This is a genomic window from Pseudonocardia sp. CA-107938 (assembly GCF_050936315.1).
In the GTDB taxonomy this organism is placed as follows: domain Bacteria; phylum Actinomycetota; class Actinomycetes; order Mycobacteriales; family Pseudonocardiaceae; genus Pseudonocardia.
In genome coordinates this window covers 4,879,969-4,896,712 of sequence record NZ_JBNJNA010000001.1, presented here as the reverse complement: position 1 = coordinate 4,896,712, position 16,744 = coordinate 4,879,969, and the positions used below count along the sequence as shown (strand labels likewise).

The 16,744-nt window shown below is 72.0% G+C and carries 15 protein-coding genes; 8 read left to right on the top strand and 7 right to left on the bottom strand.

Annotated features, from left to right (window positions below; all coding sequences use genetic code 11):
- Positions 1 to 15: 15 nt before the first annotated feature.
- From ribB to ACQEVB_RS24220, 7 genes are all read right to left on the bottom strand, one after another.
- Positions 16 to 1,053 (bottom strand): 3,4-dihydroxy-2-butanone-4-phosphate synthase, encoded by a 1,038-nt coding sequence (ribB, locus tag ACQEVB_RS24250; RefSeq protein WP_432975237.1) that lies wholly within the window; start codon positions 1,051 to 1,053, stop codon positions 16 to 18.
- Entirely contained in the window at positions 1,050 to 1,547 is a 498-nt protein-coding gene (locus tag ACQEVB_RS24245) for a flavin reductase family protein (protein WP_432975234.1), read from the bottom strand. Before ACQEVB_RS24245 ends, ribB begins: the two co-directional genes overlap by 4 nt.
- Positions 1,548 to 1,922: 375 nt before the next feature.
- The gene (locus tag ACQEVB_RS24240) at positions 1,923 to 2,720 is read right to left on the bottom strand and encodes a DUF899 family protein (RefSeq protein ID WP_432975231.1); all 798 of its coding nucleotides are present in this window, start codon (positions 2,718 to 2,720) and stop codon (positions 1,923 to 1,925) included.
- Positions 2,721 to 3,177: 457 nt separating this feature from the next.
- Positions 3,178 to 4,128 carry an LLM class F420-dependent oxidoreductase gene (locus tag ACQEVB_RS24235; RefSeq protein WP_432975228.1) on the bottom strand — a complete coding sequence of 317 codons (951 nt, stop codon included), beginning with the start codon at positions 4,126 to 4,128 and terminating at the stop codon, positions 3,178 to 3,180.
- Positions 4,129 to 4,423: 295 nt separating this feature from the next.
- Positions 4,424 to 4,783 carry a nuclear transport factor 2 family protein gene (locus tag ACQEVB_RS24230; protein ID WP_432975225.1) on the bottom strand — a complete coding sequence of 120 codons (360 nt, stop codon included), beginning with the start codon at positions 4,781 to 4,783 and terminating at the stop codon, positions 4,424 to 4,426.
- Positions 4,780 to 6,138, bottom strand: a complete 1,359-nt coding sequence (locus tag ACQEVB_RS24225; protein ID WP_432975222.1) for an aspartate aminotransferase family protein — start codon at positions 6,136 to 6,138, stop codon at positions 4,780 to 4,782. Before ACQEVB_RS24225 ends, ACQEVB_RS24230 begins: the two co-directional genes overlap by 4 nt.
- A 364-nt stretch (positions 6,139 to 6,502) precedes the next feature.
- Positions 6,503 to 7,204 carry a GntR family transcriptional regulator gene (locus ACQEVB_RS24220; protein ID WP_432975219.1) on the bottom strand — a complete coding sequence of 234 codons (702 nt, stop codon included), beginning with the start codon at positions 7,202 to 7,204 and terminating at the stop codon, positions 6,503 to 6,505.
- 200 nt (positions 7,205 to 7,404) lie between these two features.
- On the opposite strand from ACQEVB_RS24220, the gene ACQEVB_RS24215 reads away from it, so the two are divergent.
- The 8 genes from ACQEVB_RS24215 to ACQEVB_RS24180 are packed head-to-tail and all read left to right on the top strand — an operon-like array spanning position 7,405 to position 16,739.
- The gene (locus ACQEVB_RS24215; RefSeq protein ID WP_432975216.1) at positions 7,405 to 9,063 is read left to right on the top strand and encodes an ABC transporter substrate-binding protein; all 1,659 of its coding nucleotides are present in this window, start codon (positions 7,405 to 7,407) and stop codon (positions 9,061 to 9,063) included.
- Entirely contained in the window at positions 9,051 to 10,304 is a 1,254-nt protein-coding gene (gene otnK, locus ACQEVB_RS24210; protein ID WP_432975213.1) for a 3-oxo-tetronate kinase, read from the top strand. The genes ACQEVB_RS24215 and otnK overlap by 13 nt, the downstream gene beginning before the upstream one ends.
- Positions 10,297 to 10,902, top strand: coding sequence for a class II aldolase/adducin family protein (locus ACQEVB_RS24205; RefSeq protein WP_432975210.1), 606 nt, complete (start codon positions 10,297 to 10,299; stop codon positions 10,900 to 10,902). The genes otnK and ACQEVB_RS24205 overlap by 8 nt, the downstream gene beginning before the upstream one ends.
- Entirely contained in the window at positions 10,899 to 11,951 is a 1,053-nt protein-coding gene (locus ACQEVB_RS24200) for an ABC transporter permease (RefSeq protein WP_432975207.1), read from the top strand. Before ACQEVB_RS24205 ends, ACQEVB_RS24200 begins: the two co-directional genes overlap by 4 nt.
- A complete protein-coding gene (locus tag ACQEVB_RS24195; protein ID WP_432975204.1) occupies positions 11,948 to 12,805 on the top strand; it encodes an ABC transporter permease in 858 nt (285 codons plus the stop codon). The genes ACQEVB_RS24200 and ACQEVB_RS24195 overlap by 4 nt, the downstream gene beginning before the upstream one ends.
- Positions 12,802 to 14,613: an ABC transporter ATP-binding protein gene (locus tag ACQEVB_RS24190; RefSeq protein WP_432975201.1), complete on the top strand. Its 1,812-nt coding sequence runs from the start codon at positions 12,802 to 12,804 to the stop codon at positions 14,611 to 14,613. The genes ACQEVB_RS24195 and ACQEVB_RS24190 overlap by 4 nt, the downstream gene beginning before the upstream one ends.
- An 18-nt stretch (positions 14,614 to 14,631) precedes the next feature.
- A complete protein-coding gene (locus tag ACQEVB_RS24185) occupies positions 14,632 to 15,699 on the top strand; it encodes an LLM class flavin-dependent oxidoreductase (RefSeq protein WP_432975198.1) in 1,068 nt (355 codons plus the stop codon).
- Positions 15,696 to 16,739, top strand: a complete 1,044-nt coding sequence (locus tag ACQEVB_RS24180; protein WP_432975195.1) for an alcohol dehydrogenase catalytic domain-containing protein — start codon at positions 15,696 to 15,698, stop codon at positions 16,737 to 16,739. The genes ACQEVB_RS24185 and ACQEVB_RS24180 overlap by 4 nt, the downstream gene beginning before the upstream one ends.
- Positions 16,740 to 16,744 lie beyond the last annotated feature (5 nt).

Here is a 16,744-nt window from a genome sequence, read left to right as displayed (position 1 = left end):
CGGCCGCGATGCCGATCAGCTGATCCGGGCCTCGGCGATGCCCGTGCTGGAGCCGACGCCCAGGTCGGCCAGGATCGCGGCCGCCGCATGACCGGTGGTGCTGTCGAGCACTGCCGGCCCGACGAACGCGCAGGCGCGAGCTGCGGTGGGCCGCAGGTAGACCACGACACCGTGGCCGCGCCGGGCCACCTCGGCCAGGGCCGCGTCGAGCTCCGCCCCGCAGGTGCACCCGGAGGAGCGGAGGACGTTGCCGCTGAGGCACTCGACGTGCACGAGGGCCGGCGACCCGGACCGGAGCCGCCCCATCTGCAGCGCGATGTGTTCGGCGCCGTCGTCGCCTGCGTACCCGATCGCGCGGAAGGTCCCGTGCGGTGTGGGCAGCGCGGTCGCCGCACCCCGGCGGACCGGTGCGCCGCGTCCGCGAACCGCGGCAAGGTCGGCGATCGTGACGAAGGGGATGGCGTGTTCGTCGGCGAATCGCCGCAGCTCCCCACCGTGCGCCATCGTTCCGGGATGATCGCGGGACACGATCTCGCACAGCGCACCGGCCGGCGAGCACCCCGCGAGCGCGGCGAGGTCGACAGCGGCCTCGGTGTGCCCCCGCCGTTCCAGGACCCCACCGCGGCGAGCGGCCAGCGGCACGACGTGCCCGGGTCGGACGAAGTCCGTCGCCCCAGCAGATCGATCGCCCAGCCGCGCGACCGTCAGTGCACGGTCAGCAGCTGATATCCCGGTTCCGCACCCCACCGCGTCCACCGTGACCCGGTAGGCCGTGGCGAACCGGTCCTGGTTCGAGCGAGCCATCGCCGGCAGCTCAAGTCGCACGCATTCCTCTTCCGGCAACGCGACGCAGACGAAGCCGGAGGTGTGGCGAACGGTGAAGGCCATGAGCGCCGGCGAGGCGTGCTCGGCCGCGAAGACGAGGTCACCTTCGTTCTCGCGGTCCTCGTCGTCGGCGACGACGACGGCGCGGCCCGCGGCGATGGCCCTGACCGCAGCGTCGACCCTGGACTCGGCAGATCTGACGGACGCCGTCGGCAGCACGGCGGTCACGACGTCGCCAGCCGACGGAACCGGCTGCCGTGGAACACGAGCGGAGCCTGCGACCCGCCGGACCGCAGCCCCAGCACACGCAGGAGCACGAGGTCGTGGTCGCCCGCACGGATCTCGCGCTCGATCGCGCAGTCGAGCCACAGCGCGCCACCGTCGATGAAGACGGCTCCGTCGCTCGTCGCCGTCCACGCGACCCCGGCGAATCGGTCGCCCGACCTGCTCGCCAGCCGCGCGCAGTGCTCGCTCTGCTGCTCGGCGAGGACGGTGAGCCCCACTCTCGGAGCACCACGGAGGACGGGCCACGTCGTGGACGTGTGCTGGATGCACACCGAAACCAGGGGCGGACTCAGCGATACCGACGTGAACGAGCTGGCCGCCATCCCGACGGGTTCGCCTCCACGCAGCGCGCAGATGGCCAGCACACCCGTCGGGAAGCAGCCGAACCCGGTGCGGAGCCGCTCGGGCGACACGGCCGGCTCGAGCTCGGTTCCCATCACGCACCTCCGTCGCCGGCGGGTCCTCGCCGACCCTCCGTGAGCAACGCTAGGAGCAGCTGGGCGCCGCGAGCTGTACGGATTCCGGTCACCGGCGTCTGTGTGAGGTCGTCGACGGTGCCGACGCACTGCGCACCGCGGTCCGCGACCGGTTCCGGCGCGGCGCGCACGCCATCACGATCATGACTTCCGGGCGGGGTCATGTCACCGGACGTTCAAGGCCGAGAACCGCGCCGGCCGCCGGTTTCCCACGCACGTCGCGGATCCGCAGCGTCGTCGATGCCACCGATGATGCGTACCGAGCGCCCTGGCAAGCGGTCGGCGGAGGCGGCCGTGGCGCCGAGGATCGGCTCTCGATGTCGTGTCCCGGTGGCGTCAGTGGTGACGGTGGGGCTCGGACGTCACCGGCCCGACGCCGGGACGGGTCCACTGGACGGTGGGCCGCCCGCCGGTCCAGTTGTTCCCGACGCCGTCCTCGTGGCTGCGCCAGAACCAGCCTGGCTTCTTGCCCTCGGGCCAGCCCTCGGGGTAGTCCTGCCAGGCTTCCCCGCGGCCGCGGGCGGTCATGTCGAGGAGGGCGAGCGCGGGCATCGTCGCCTCGCAGCCCCTGCCGGTGACGGTGTTGGTGAGGAACACCCGGTCGCCGTGGCGCAGGAAGCACACCCAGGTCCCGAAGTCGTCGCCGCTCACGATGTCGTCCTCGACGTCGGCCACCGAGTACCAGTGGTGGGGGTAGCCCATGAAGTCGACGAACGCCGCGAGGTCGGGATAGGGCGCCTTGGCGAAGACGGCGAACGAGACGCCCCGCGCGTGGAGGTAGGCCGGGTTCTGCACGGCGAAGTAGGTCAGGGTGCAGCCCTCGCACTGGTTCTCGAACGGCTCGCCCAGGTGCCACATGTGCTTGTAGACGACGAGCTCCTCACGGCCGTCGAAGAGGTCGAGGAGGGTCGTCGGCCCGTCGGGTCCGACGACGGTGATGGTCGCGTCGACCTCCGTCATCGGGAGCCGACGGCGGGCCGCGGCGATCGCGTCGCCTTCTCGGGTGTGCGCCTTCTCGCGCACCAGCAGCTCGTCGCGGGCGGCCTGCCAGGCCGCCCGGTCGACGATCGGGGGGACGGCGGCCGCGGCCGACGCCTCGTGCTGGGCCGGGCGGTACTCGTGCGTGCTGGTCATGCTGCTCCCTTCGCTCGGACAGGCTTCGACGGTTCCGACTTGCGCGCCTGCCGAGAGTCATCGGTTTGACAGACTCATCAGTTCGACCGCCTGGCGGTGATCCCTGCCGCGCTCCCTCGCCGTCACCAGGGAGCCGTTGATCCCGTCACGACGCCGCGCAGAAGCCGAACTCCGTCGAGCCACCTCGGCGGACATCGGCGCGAGCACGCTGCGCACGGTCCACACGGCTGGACCCGCACGAGCGACGTTGGGCTCACCGCCCGCCTCGACGGCGACCGGCGGCGCTGGGAGCAGCACACCTTCGGCCCCGCGCCCACGATGAAGCGACGCCCGCCGACCGGCCGAATCACGGCTCGCTCAGCCGTGGGGACGCGGCCGGCGGGTCGGTGCGGTTCGGCTCCGACCGCCTACGGGGCTTCGCGCCGGCTCGCGGTCCGGACGTAGCCGCGTGGGCGGATCACGGGACGGGCCGGTCAGTGAGGAACTCGGCTGCGAACACCTTCAGGGTCTCCGTGTCGAGGGGGTCGTGGAAACCGACGATCAGCTCGTCGACCCCGGCTTCCTCGTAGGCCGCCAGCCGCTCGTGGATGGTGTCGAGCGTGCCGACCAGCCCATAGGCGCCGACGTCACCGGGGAAGACGCTCGGTGCCCACGGCGGGACGGCCGCGCGCGCCTCCTCGTCGGTGTCGGCGATGACGCAGTACGACGTGGACGTCCGGCTGATCGTGCCGTAGTCGCGGCCGACCGCCTCACAGTGGCGGGCCAGCACCGCGTACCGACGGGCGACCTCGTCCGGCGAGAGCTGGACGTTGCACATGTCCGCGTACTGCGCGACCAGGCGGAGGGTCACCTTCTCCCCGGCACCGGCGACCATCACGGGGATGTGCGGCGACTGGACGCCCGTCGGCTGGTCGACCACGCCGGACGTCCGGTAGTAGGTGCCGTCGAAGGTGGTGGACGTGCCGCTCCACATCGCCAGCGTGATCTGCAGCGCCTCCTCCAGCCGGGCGAGCCGCTCCCGGACCGGTGGGAAGTCGAAGCCGAAGGCCTCGTACTCCGGGCCGAACCAGCCGGCGCCGATGCCGAACGTGAACCGGCCCGCGGCGATCACGTCGAGGGTGGAGGCCATCTTGGCGAGCAGTGCCGGGTTGCGGTAGCCGTTGCCGGTGACGAGCTGGCCGAGCCGGATCCTGCTCGTCTCGCGAGCGAGCGCGGCGAGCGTCGTCCACGCTTCGAAGACGTAGGAACCCGGCTCGCCGAACGGCATGAAGTGGTCGGGAACCCAGATCGAGGCGAAGCCGGTTTCGTCGGCCGTGACTGCGAGGTCGCGGATCTGCTCGAACGTGGCCACGGGATCGGCGGGCGGGCGCTGGACGGTCATCGTGGGGAGGTACAGGCTCAGCTTCACGGGTGTGCTCCAGAGGTCGGCAGTGCTGTCCTCGGATAGACCCACCCGGTCGGTCGAAGGAATCGCCCGGGACGGAACCGGCGGGAACCCGAACGGGCGAGCAGTGCGGCGTCGACGGTGAGCACCCCGAGCCCGACGGGGTGGACTGTTCCGCGCCGCGTGCCCGGCGGTTGGCTTCGATGGCCGGGGGCGTTGGCGACCGTGCTCACCACGATGTCCGCCCGGGGCCTCGCACCATGCACGGTTGCTCGCGTTCGGCGGCGATGAGCAGCGCCACCGCGAGACCTTGTTCAGATCACCGCGGCGCTGTTGGAGCCTTGTGGAAGGTGCTCTTCAGCAGGATCTTCCCGTCCCGGACGTGGACGTAGTCGCAGTAGTGCGCGCGCACGTCCTGGCCGTCGTGCGTGGTGCCGGTCAGGACGAACTCCGCGTAGGCCTCCTCGCCCTGGACGAAGCGGCGGACGCGCTCGACGGCCGCCGTTGCGAGCAGGCGGAAGGTCGCGACGAGGGCGTCCGCGGCCGCATCGGGGCCCTGGTGGAGCTCGGTGCCGGACCAGAAGGCGCCGTCTGCGGCGAACAGGGCCCTGATCGCCTCGCGGTCGCCGGCGCGGCTGGCCGCGGACAGGGCGTCCAGGACCTCCTCGGTGGTGCTCACGCCGCCTGCTCCTTCCCCAGGACCGCTTCGATGGACTGGCCGAGCACCCGCACGACCTCGTCGATCTCCTCCGGGGTGATCACGAACGGGGGGCTGATCTGGATCTGGTCGCCGTCCTTGCCGGCGTTCGGGCCGGGCGTGCCCTCACGGAGCAGCACCCCTCGCCGTTCGGCCTCCTCGACGATGCGCTTGCTGACATTCAGGTGCGGGGCGAACGGAGCGCGGGTGATCGGGTCGCGCACGATCTCCACGCCCTGGAGCAGGCCGAGACCCCGGACGTCGCCGATGCGCCGCTCCCGCGCGGCCAGTGCGTCGAGCCGGTGCCGGAGGAGATCGCCGCGTTCGGCGGCGCGGTCGAACAGAGCGTGCTGCTGGATGTAGTCGAAGACCTGCACACCCACAGCGCACGCCATCGGCATGCCGCCGTAGGTGAAGCCGTGCACGAACTGCCCGGTCCCGTTGCGGATCGTGTCGACGACCCGGTCGGACGCGACGCAGGCCGCGATCGGGGCGTACCCCGACCCCAGCCCCTTGCCGACCGTGAGGATGTCGGGCCGCACGTCCCAGTGCTGGATGGCGAACGGCTTCCCGGTGCGGCCGTACCCGGTCAGCACCTCGTCGGCGATCAGCAGCACGTCGTACTTGCGGCAGATCTCCTGGATCCGCTCGTAGTAGCCGGGGACGGGGACCGCGCCGGCCAGGGACGTCCCGGAGACCGGCTCGACGAGGAAGCCCGCGACGGTCTCCGGGCCCTCCTGCAGGATCACCCGCTCCAGATCCTCGGCGCACTGGATCCCGCAGCCCGGGAACTCGGAGTTGAACGGGCACCGGTAGCAGTAGGACGCGGCGACCCGCGGGTTGCTGGCGATGTAGGGCGAGTAGCGCGACGCCCATGTGGGACGCCCCGACAGGCCCAACATGGCCAACGTGTTCCCGTGATAGCCGGCGACCCGGCTGATGATCTTCCACTTGGTGGCCGCACCGCGGTCCAGGTGGTACTGCCGGACGAGCTTCACCGCGCTCTCGTTGGCCTCGGAACCGCCTGAGGTGAAGAAGACCTTGCCGCCGTCGACCGGAGTGATCGAGGCGAGCTTGGTCGCCAGTTCCTCCTGCCACGGGTTGGTCAGCACCGCCGAGTACACGAAGCTGGTGCTCGCCGCGTGCCGGGCGAGCTCTGCGGTGATCTCGGGGACGCCGTGCCCAATGATGTTGACCGCCGCCCCGCCGACCGCGTCGATGTACCGCTTTCCCGCGGAGTCGACGAGGCAACTGCCCGCAGACTCGACGATGCGCACGTAGGGATGCCGCAGATCGCGGTAGAGGACGGCACCGTCGGTCCCCTCCGGCGTGACCACCTCGGGCTCCCTGAGTTCCTGCGGACGCATCGCTCGATTCCCCTTGCCCGTCGGGCGTCAGGGCCGAGAGGCCCAGCGCGTGACCAGTTGTTGGACAATCCAATCAGCGGTCAGTTGGTCTGTCAATCGGTCGGGGTGTCGGTCCGGTGTTGCGCACGGCGTCGCCCGGGTGTCGGTTGATCAGTCGGCGCCGGCCGGGCGTCGTCGATCATGGGCAAACCGCCGCTCGGCAAGATCGAACTACGACGTTCTGCCCATGATCAACATGCGATCCCGCGCCGGCGCCCGAACCACGGCAGAGCGACGGCCGGACCCGACGGGTCAGCGGGGGGCAACGTGCGCGCCGCGACGGCCCCCGGACGGCTCAGCTCAGGGTGGCCGCGTCGCGCGCGGAGTCCTCCGACTCGGCCAGCGCGACGATCGCGTCGTTCTCCGCCTTGTCCAGATGCGCCGCGAGCAGGCGCGTGGAGTGCGCGAGGTTGCCGCCCTCCAGCGCCTCGAGGAGCCCGAGGTGCTCCTCGGCGAGCCCCTTCTGGTCCTTGTCCTTGAAACCCTCGATCAGGAAGCAGAGCCGGAGCTCGACCACCAGGGACTCGAAGGCCCGGGACATGTGCGCGCTGCCGAGCGCATCGACGAGCGCCTCGTGGAAGGCCAGGTCGGCGTCGCGCGTCTCCGTCCACGGCGTGCGGGGCGTCGTGTCCAGCATCTTCTCGACGGCGCGACGCGCCGGAGCCAGGGCTGCACGGTCGCCGCAGACCTTCTTGGCCGCCTCGAGCTCCAGCATGCGGCGCATGCGGAAGCAGTCCTCGATCTCGGCCCGGGAGAGGGTCCGCACGAACACGCCGCGGTTGGGCTCGTGCCGCAGCAGGCCCTCGTGGCTGAGCGTGGCCAGTGCAACGCGCATCGAGTGCCTGCTCACCCCGAACTGGGTGCACAGCACGCCTTCGCGGAGCATCTGACCGCGGGGCAGGTGCCCGTCGAAGATCTGCTCGCGCAGCGCCATGACCACCGCGTCGACAGTGGAAACCCGCTGCAGCTGCATCGCCTGCACCGCTCCGTCCTGCATCACTACCCCCGGACTACTCGATCCCGAGCCTACCGCGCTGTCCGACGAACCAACTGTTCATCGGGCCATCGAAGCCACATCAGGCTGCCTGCGGCCGCGCCGAGCGGCCTGGGACCACTCGCGAACCGGCCCTTGCCAGAATCTTAGCCCAACGTTAGGTTTGTCCGCACGCTGGATTGTCCAACAAGAAGGGCTCGGCTGTGATCGCTCGGTTCAAGGTCAAGCAGGCGGCGGGCTCCGACCTCTCCCGGCGCGGGTTCCTCCTCGGCGCCTCGGCACTCGGCCTCGGCGTCGCGGTCGCCGCGTGCGCCCCCGGCAACGGCGGCCAGCTCGGCATCCCCGGGCCCACCGCCTTCCCGGCCGCGCTCCCCGGCGGGACACCCAAGCGCGGTGGCACGTTGACGGTCGGGGTCACCGGCAGCGGCAACGCCGAGACGCTGTACCCGGGCGGCGCGCAGGTCTACTCGGACTACTTCCGCTGCTACGCCCTCTACGACCTGCTGTTCTACCCCGGCAAGAACGTCACCCCGATCGTTCCGGGCCTCGCGGTGTCGGCCGAGTCCAACGCCGACGCGACGCAGTGGACGATCAAGCTCCGCGACGGCGTCGTCTGGCACGACGGCAAGCCGTTCACCGCCGCCGACGTCGTCTACAACATCCAGACGCTGTGGACCGACTCGAAGATCAACCTCGGGGCCTCCTACCTCGACGGCCTGATCGACCTCCCGAACGTCAAGGCCGTCGACCCGCTCACGGTGCAGGTTCCACTGACCCGGCCCGTCGCGGAGTTCCCCACGCTGCTCGTCTACGTCAACTTCCCCGTGCTGCCGGCCGGCGCCACCCCCGAGTCGGTGGCCGCCAAGCCGATCGGCACCGGGGCGTTCCGCTACGTCTCCTTCACGCCGGGCCGCGAGAGCGTGTTCGAGGCCAACCGCGACTACTGGGAGGAGGGCAAGCCCTACGTCGACCGGCTGGTGATCAACAGCTCGTTCACGGACAAGACGGCGCTGGTCAACGCCCTCGTCGGCGGCCAGGTGAACGTCCTGCCGGCCGTCGATCCGCTGGCCGCCCGCCAGCAGGGGACGGACCCGCAGTTCCAGGTCATCCAGTCCGAGCTCGCGGCCAACATCCCCATGATCACGATGCGCGTCGACGAGGGTCCGTTCGCCGACAACCGGGTGCGCCAGGCGTTCCGGCTGGCGTGTGACCGGCAGGGTCTCGTGAACGGGGCATTGGCCGGGTTCGGTACCCCGGCCAACGACCTGATCTCGATCGGCAGCCAGTACTTCGCCTCCGACATGATCCGGACGCACGACCCCGACCGGGCCCGATCGCTGTTCCAGGAGGCGGGCGTCGCCGGGAAGTCCTTCAGCCTCCAGACCTGGGCCGGTGGCGGCATCTGGGACTCCGCGGCGACGCTGTTCGCCCAGCAGGTGGAGGCGGCCGGGGTCAAGGTCGACCTGAACGTGACCAGCGGCGAGACGTACTTCACCCCGGCCGGCGGGGTCTACACCGGCTACTTCCGGCAGAACGTCACCGGGCCCATCGGCGTGTCGCTCACCGCCAGCTACCGGCTGTTCCTGTCCAAGACCGCACCGTTCCCGGACACCCACTGGGCCCAGCAACCCGGCGGGGACGAGTACGAGGCGCTGCTGAACAAGGCGATCTCCACGAAGGACCCGGCCCAGGCGGAAGCGCTGTGGCGGCAGGTGCAGCAGCTGCAGTTCGACCAGGGCGGGGTGATCGCCTGGGCGGCCATGCCGTACGTCGACGCCGCCGCCAACAACGTCCGCGGGCTGTCCACGGGCGCGGCGATGAGCTTCGACAACTTCCGCATGCAGGACGGGTGGATCGAGTAGTCGTCGTGCTCGGGATCATCGCGGACGACCTCACCGGTGCGACCGACGCGGCCAGCGCGGTCCTGCGCACCGGCCTGCGCGTCGCACTGACGTTCGGCACGCCGTCGCGGCAGGCGCTGCTCGACGTCGGCGACGTCGACGTGGTCGTGGCCGCCCTCAAGATCCGCAACGTGTGCCCGGCCGAGGCCGTGGCCGCCGCGCGGGCCACCCTCGCCGCCTTCGCCGACGCCGACGTCGTGCCCGTCTACTACAAGTACTGCAGCACGTTCGACTCGACGCCGGCAGGCAACATCGGCCCGGTCGCCGACGCGTTCCTCGCCGCGCTCGGCGCCGAGGCCTTCCTGCACGTTCCCGGCTACCCCGACAACGGACGCACCGTCTATCACGGCCACCTCTTCGTCGACGGCGTGCCGCTGCACGAGTCGTCGATGCGCACCCATCCGCTCAACCCGATGACGGACGCGAACCTGACCCGCGTCCTGCGGCCCCAGACGTCCGCTGCGATCGGGCAGCTGCGGTTCACGGAGCTGCGGCATGCGGCCGGGCCCGAGCTGCGGAGGAGCACCGCCGAGCACGTCATCGCCGACACGCTCGACAACGACGACATCGCCGTCCTCGCCGAGCTGGTCGGCGAGCACGCGATCGCCGGTGGTGGCGCCCCGATGGCCGCGGCCGTCTGCGCCCGGCTCGCGCGCGGCACGGGGTCTGCCGACCTGGTGCGCGACACGCCTCCGCCCGCCGGCCGCGAGGTCGTGATCGCCGGGAGCGCCTCCGCAGCCACCGCGCGCCAGATCGCGGCCTTCCCCGGCCCGGCGCTCAGGCTCTCGGCCACCGACCTCGCCGACGCCGGGGTCGGAGAACGGGTGCTCGACTGGGCGACGAGCCGGTGGGCCGATCACCCCGTCCTCATCGCGTCCGACGCGGACCACACCCCGTCCGCGGCGCTGCCGGACGGTCGTTCCGCGGCCGAGGCGGTCGAGCAGGGACTGGGCAGGATCGCGGCCGCCCTGGTCGCGGCCGGAGCGCGCCGGATCGTCGTCGCCGGCGGGGAGACCTCGGGCGCGGTGGCCACCGCGCTCGGCCTGTCCGGTGTGCGGATCGGTGCGGAGATCGCCACCGGCGTGCCGTGGACCTTCACCCCGGACGGCGACCTGGCCGTGGCCTTCAAGTCCGGCAACTTCGGCCCGGACGACCTCTTCTCGCGAGCCTTCGCCCTGCTGCGGGAACCTGGCCATGACTGACCTCGATGCGGTGGTCGCGATGGGGGCCGACCTCAGTGCCCGCGGGATCACCCCGGGCAGCACGGGCAACATCAGCGTCCGCACCGACGACGCCGTGTGGATCACCCCGACCGGTGCGGTGCTCGGCGCGCTCGACCCTGCCGACGTCGCCGGTGTCGATGCGCACGGCCGGCACGTCGCCGGGCGCGCGCCCTCGAAGGAGCTGGGCCTCCACCAGGCGCTCTACGCCGCGTACCCCGCCTGCCGAGCGGTCGTGCACGTCCACGCGCTGCACACGGTCGCGGTGGCGTGCCTCGCCGACCTGCCCGACCGCGATCCGCTGCCGCGGCTGACGCCCTACTACGACATGAAGGTCCCCGACCTCGCCGTGGTCGGCTACCACCGGCCCGGCAGCCCGGAACTGGTGGCCGCGGTCGCCGCCGCTGCCCGGGAGAGCCGGTTCCTGCTGCTGCACAACCACGGTTCGATCGTCGCGGCCCCGACGCTGCGCGAGGCTGCGGACGCGGTGGAGGAGATCGAGCAGACCGCCGCGCTGGCGCTCCTGCTGGAGGGCCGCCGCGTCCGGACGATCTGCGCAGCGGAGGAGGAATCCCGGTGACCGAACAGCTCATCGCCGATGCGGCGTCTCCGGGTCAGCCGCCGGCACGCGCCGGCGGCCGGCGGGCCCGGCATCCGATCCTTTCCACGCTCGGCCGCCGGACGCTCTACGCGGTCGCCACGCTCGTCGTCGTCAGCATCCTGATCTTCCTCGCGACCAGCGCGCTGCCCGGCGACGTCGCCGACATCGTCCTGGGCCGCGGGGCCAGCCCTGAGCGGCTCGCCGCGCTGCAGCACCAGCTGGGCCTCGACCAGCCGCTGGTGGTGCGCTACCTGGGCTGGCTGGGTGGGGTCCTGCGCGGTGATCTCGGGAACTCCGCGGTGGCGCTCGCCCAGTCCGCACCAGATCCGAGCATCTCGTCGATGATCGGCGGGCCGCTGCTCAACAGCGTCGTGCTGGCGACGATCGCGATGCTGCTGCTGATCCCGCTGTCGCTCGGACTGGGCGTCTACTCCGCGACGCACGAGGGCCGGCCGGCCGACCAGATCTCCTCCTACGTCTGGCTGGTCTTCGGGTGCCTGCCCGAGTTCGTGCTCGGGACGCTGCTGATCGTGGTCTTCTCCCGGCAGCTCGGGCTGTTCCCCCCGATCGCGCTGCTGCGCCCCGGGCAGAGCCCGCTGGCGAACCTGCCCGGCCTGGTGCTGCCGGTGCTGACCCTGCTCGGCGTGGCCGTGGCCTTCGCGGCGCGGCAGGTGCGGGCTGCGATGGCGGTGACGCTGCGCCAGGACTACGTGCTCATGGGCCGGCTGAACGGGCTCCCCGAACGGATGGTCCGGCGCCGCTACGCCCTGCGCAACGCGCTCGCGTCCACCGTGCAGACCTACGCGCAGGCCGTCCAGTACCTGTTCGGTGGCGTCATCGTCGTCGAGGCGCTCTTCGCCTACCCCGGCATCGGCACCCTGCTCGTCCAGTCCGTGACCCGCCGCGACACGCCCACCGTCGCCGGCATCGCCCTGATCCTCGCGGCGGCCTACATCGCGATCAACATCATCGCGGACGTGCTCGTCGTGTTCCTCGTCCCCAAGCTGCGGACCGGAGCCCACCGATGACCATCTCCGCACCCGGCAGGACGCGGCTGCCCGCCTTCCTGCGCACCCCGCAAGGTGCGATCGGCCTGGTCCTGCTGGCGTTCGTCGTGGCGGTGGCGCTGATCGGGCCGCTCGTCGCACCGTTCCCGCTGGACCGGCCGCTGGGGCCGCCGGGGCTGGGCCCGGTCGCGGGGGCTCCGTTCGGGCTCGACGAGCTCGGCCGGGACGTGTTCAGCAGGTTCCTCCACGGCGGACACCCGGTCCTGTCGCTGGCCGTCGTCAGCATCGCCGCCACCTACCTGCTGGGCATCCAGCTCGGGATGATCGCCGGGCTGAACCACGGCAGCCGCACCGACGCCGGGATCATGCGTGTCGTCGACGTGTTCATCGCGTTCCCGGCGCTGCTGCTCCTGCTGGTCCTGATCTCGGGCAGCGGGACCTCCCCGACCGTCATGGCGGTCGGGCTGGTGCTGGTGCTGTTCCCCGGGGTCGTGCGCATCGTCCGCGCCGCCACCCAGGACGTCGCCACCAGCGGCTTCGTCGACGCGGCCGTCGTGCGGGGCGAACGGCAGCTGTCGATCATGTACCGGGAGATCTTCCCGAACATCGTGCAGACCGTCCTCGCCGACGTCGGCATCCGGTTCTCCAGTGCCATCGTGCTCGCGGCGAGCCTCAACTTCCTCGGGCTCGGTGCCCGGCCGCCGGCGGCGAACTGGGGTCTGATGGTCGCCGAGAACCGCACGATCCTGCCGACCAACCTGTGGGCGGCGGTGCTGCCGGCGGCGATGCTCGCCGTCCTCACCGTCGCGGTGAACCTCCTCGCCGACGCGTACACCCGCACGCTCGGCCGCACGAGTGGAGTCGAGTCCCGATGACCGCACCGTCGCTGCGTGCCGAGAACGTCCGGGTGCGGCTCGCGTCCGGCCCGGAGATCGTGCGCGGGGTCGACCTGCAGCTGCGCCCCGGCGAGATCCTCGGGCTGGTCGGCGAGTCCGGGTCGGGCAAGACCACCCTGGCCAGGGCCCTGATGGGCTACGCCTCCCCCGGGACCGAGATCTCCGCGGGGCAGCTGTGGATCGACGGCGAGCCCGTCGCCATGGACGAGACCCTCCGCCGGCGCCGAGGCGTGTCGCTCTCCTACGTCCCGCAGGATCCGGGACGCTCGCTCAACCCTGCCCTCCGGCTGCAGGACACCCTGCAGGACGTGATCCGCACCCACCGCGGGTCACCCGCCGACGACGCCGAGCTGGAGCGGCACTTCGCCGGCGTCGGCCTGCCCGGCACAGCCGAGTTCCGGCACCGGCTGCCGCACCAGCTCTCCGGCGGCCAGCAACAGCGGGTCTGCATCGCCACCGCGCTGACCTGCGACCCGCCCGTCGTCATCCTCGACGAGCCCACGACCGGCCTCGACGTCGTCACCCAGTCCAGGATCATCACCGAGCTCGCCCGCCTCCGGGACGAGCACCACGTCTCGATGATCTACGTGTCGCACGACCTCGCCGTGGTCTCCCAGATCGCCGACCGCGTCGCGGTCATGTACAACGGGCGCCTCGTCGAGCAGGGACCGGCCCGCGAGCTGCTCTCGCGACCGCGGCACCCGTACACCCGCGGCCTGCTGGTCTCGACGCCGGACCACCTGGCGCCGCGGCGGCTGGAGCCGATGGGCGGAATGGCCCCCGGCGTCGGCGACGAGTCGACGGGCTGCGCGTTCGCACCCCGCTGCCCGATCGCCGAACCGGCCTGCGAGCGGGAGCTCCCCGCGCTGCAGCCCATCGACGACCGGCGCGACGTGCGGTGCGCGTACTGGACCCGCACCCCCGCGATCGAGCAGGAACCGCTGCAGCGATCCCCGGCCGCGTCCGTCGCCGACCGCACCCCCGTGCTGGACGTCGCGGACCTGGCCGTCGAGTACCGCAGCGGCGCCCACGTCGTCCCCGTCGCCGCGGACGTGTCCTTCGCCCTGCACCGCGGATCCTGCGTCGCGCTCGTCGGCGAGTCCGGCAGCGGGAAGACCTCGATCGCGCGCAGCATCGCGGGGCTGCTCGCCCCGGCGTCCGGGGAGATCCGGCTCGACGGCGAGCGACTGCCCCCGCTCGCCCGCGACCGCTCGGTCGCGCAGCGGCGGCGGATCCAGCTGGTGTTCCAGAACCCGGCCGACTCGCTCAACCCGCGCCGGACCGTCGCCGACCAGATCGCGCGGCCCGCCGCGCTCCTGCGCCGCATCGGCCGCGCCGACCTCGCCGCCGAGACCGGCCGCCTGCTGGACGCCGTCCGGCTGCCGAGCCGGCTCAAGGGTCGCTACCCGCACGAGCTCTCCGGCGGCGAGCGCCAGCGGGTCGCCATCGCGCGGGCACTGGCCGCCGGACCCGAGGTGCTGGTGTGCGACGAGGTCACCTCAGCGCTCGACGTCTCCGTCCAGGCCGCGGTGCTCGACCTGCTCGGCGAGCTGCGCTCCGAGAGCGGGTTGAGCCTGCTGTTCATCACCCACGACCTCGGCGTGGTCGCCACCATCGCCGATCACGTCCTCGTCCTCGACCGCGGCACGGTCTGCGAGCAGGGGGCCGTGCAGACGGTCCTGAAGACCCCCGAGGCCACCTACACGAAGGGGCTGCTCGCGGCGGCGCCCAGCGTGTCCGAGCTGCTGCACCACGACCGCCCGGCGCCGTCCGCCGAAGCGTCCTGACCCCAACAAGGAGAGAGCATGAAGTTCGGCATCTTCAGCCCGCCCTACGCGGACCCCGACTCCCCGCTCCGCGACGTCCTGGAGTGGAGCCTCCAGGTCGCCCGCTGGGGCGACGAGCTGGGCTTCGACGAGGTCTGGTTCGCCGAGCACTACACGACCGGCTGGCAGGCCTCGCCTGCGCCGGAGCTGGTGATCGCCGCCGCGGCCCGAGAGACCACGAACATCACGCTCGCGGCCGGGGCGCACCTGGTGCCCTACACGCACCCCGCAGCACTCGCCTACCGCATCATGGCGCTGGACCACCTCACCGGCGGCCGCTACATCGCCGGCATCGGGGCCGGCGCGTACCCCGCCGACCAGCAGCTGTTCCAGACGGGCGGCAACAACGCCGCCATGCTCGTCGAGGGCCTGGAGATCATGCAGAAGGTCTGGCGGGGCGAGCCGTTCCGCCACGACGGCACGTTCTGGACGGTGGACTACCCCGAGTTCAACGCGTTCATGGCCGGGCCGACCGTGCGCCCGTTCCAGCTCCCGCACCCGCCCGTCGCCATCGCCGGCAGCAGCGCCAAGTCCCAGAGCTTCCAGCTCGCCGGCGCCCACGGCTTCATCCCGCTCAGCTTCGCCAAGAGCGCGAGCCACCTCCACGACCAGTGGGCCGGCTACGCCGCGGCAGCCCGCGACGGCGGCCACACCCCGGACCGGGCGAACTGGCGGGTCTGCCGCGAGGTGTTCGTCGCCGACACCGACGAGGAGGCGCGCCGGCTGGTGACCTCGGGGTTCATGGGCCACTTCTACGACAAGCACATGATCGCCGTCTACCAGCGCGACGGCAGCTCCCTCGCTCCCGGCGTCGCGCCGGAGGACGTCACCGCCGAGGTCCTCGCCCGTGACGTCTGGCTGGTCGGCTCCCCGGAGACCGTCGCCGAGCGCCTCGCCCACGAGTTCGAGCAAGCCGGCGGCTTCGGCACGCTCGTCGCGTTCGACTTCGACTACCGCGCCAACCCGGACGCCTACCGCCGCTCGCTCGAACTGCTCGTCACCGAGGTCGGCCCGCGCGTCGCCCACCTGACCCTGGAGGACTCGTGATCGCCTACCAGCTCCACGGAGAGCAGGACCTGCGCCGCGAGGAGGTGCCCGTCCCCGAGGTCGGGGAGGGCGAGGTGCAGGTCCGCATCGCGCACAACGGCATCTGCGGCAGCGACCTGCACTTCTACTACGCGAGCGCGCAGAGCGGCTGGCCGCGCCCCCGCGCCATCGGGCACGAGTTCGCCGGCACCGTGACCGCGGTCGGACCCGGCGTCACCGACACCGCGGTCGGCGACCGCGTCTGCGTCTTCCCCATCGACAGCTGCGGCGAGTGCCGGCAGTGCCGGGCGGACTACCCGGTGCTGTGCGAGGTGGTCGACCGGAGCGTCTCCACCATCGGCTGCGGCTCCCCGATCGGCGCCATGGCCGAGTACGCCGTCGTGCCCAACCGGTTGATCATCCCGCTGCCCGACGAGCTCACCCTCGCCCAGGGCGCGCTGGTCGAACCGATCGCCGTGGCCACGACCGCCGTGCAGCGCGCGGAGATCGGCCGCGACACCCGCGTCGCCGTGCTGGGCGGCGGGCCGATCGGCATCGGTGCCGTGCTCGCGCTGGAGGCACTGGACGTGGAGCAGTTCGTCGTCGTGGAGCCGTCCCCGGCCCGCCGGACCGCCCTGCAGACGCTGACCAAGGCCCGGATCGTCGACCCGTCGACCGAGGACGCGGCCGCGGAGGTCCGCGCGCTGACCGGCGGCCACGGCGTCGACGTCGTCATCGAGTGCGCCGGGGTACCCGCCAGCCTCGACTCGGCCTTCGCCATGGTCGGCAAGCGGGGGAAGATCGTGCTCATCGGGCTGTTCGAGAAGCCCTACGAGTCCTTCTCGCCTAACCCGGTGGCCCTGATGGAGGTCAGCGTCGTCGGGCACAACGGGTCCACCAAGCACGCGTTCCGCACCGTGCTGCAGTGGATGCGCGAGGGCAGGATCCCGACCGACTCCTGGGTCCGGCACGTGCCGTTCGACGAGGCCGTCGACGCCGGCTTCGAGCCGCTGCGGCGCGGCGAGGAGATCAAGATCCTCGTCGACCTCCCCCAGGGCTGAGGCCG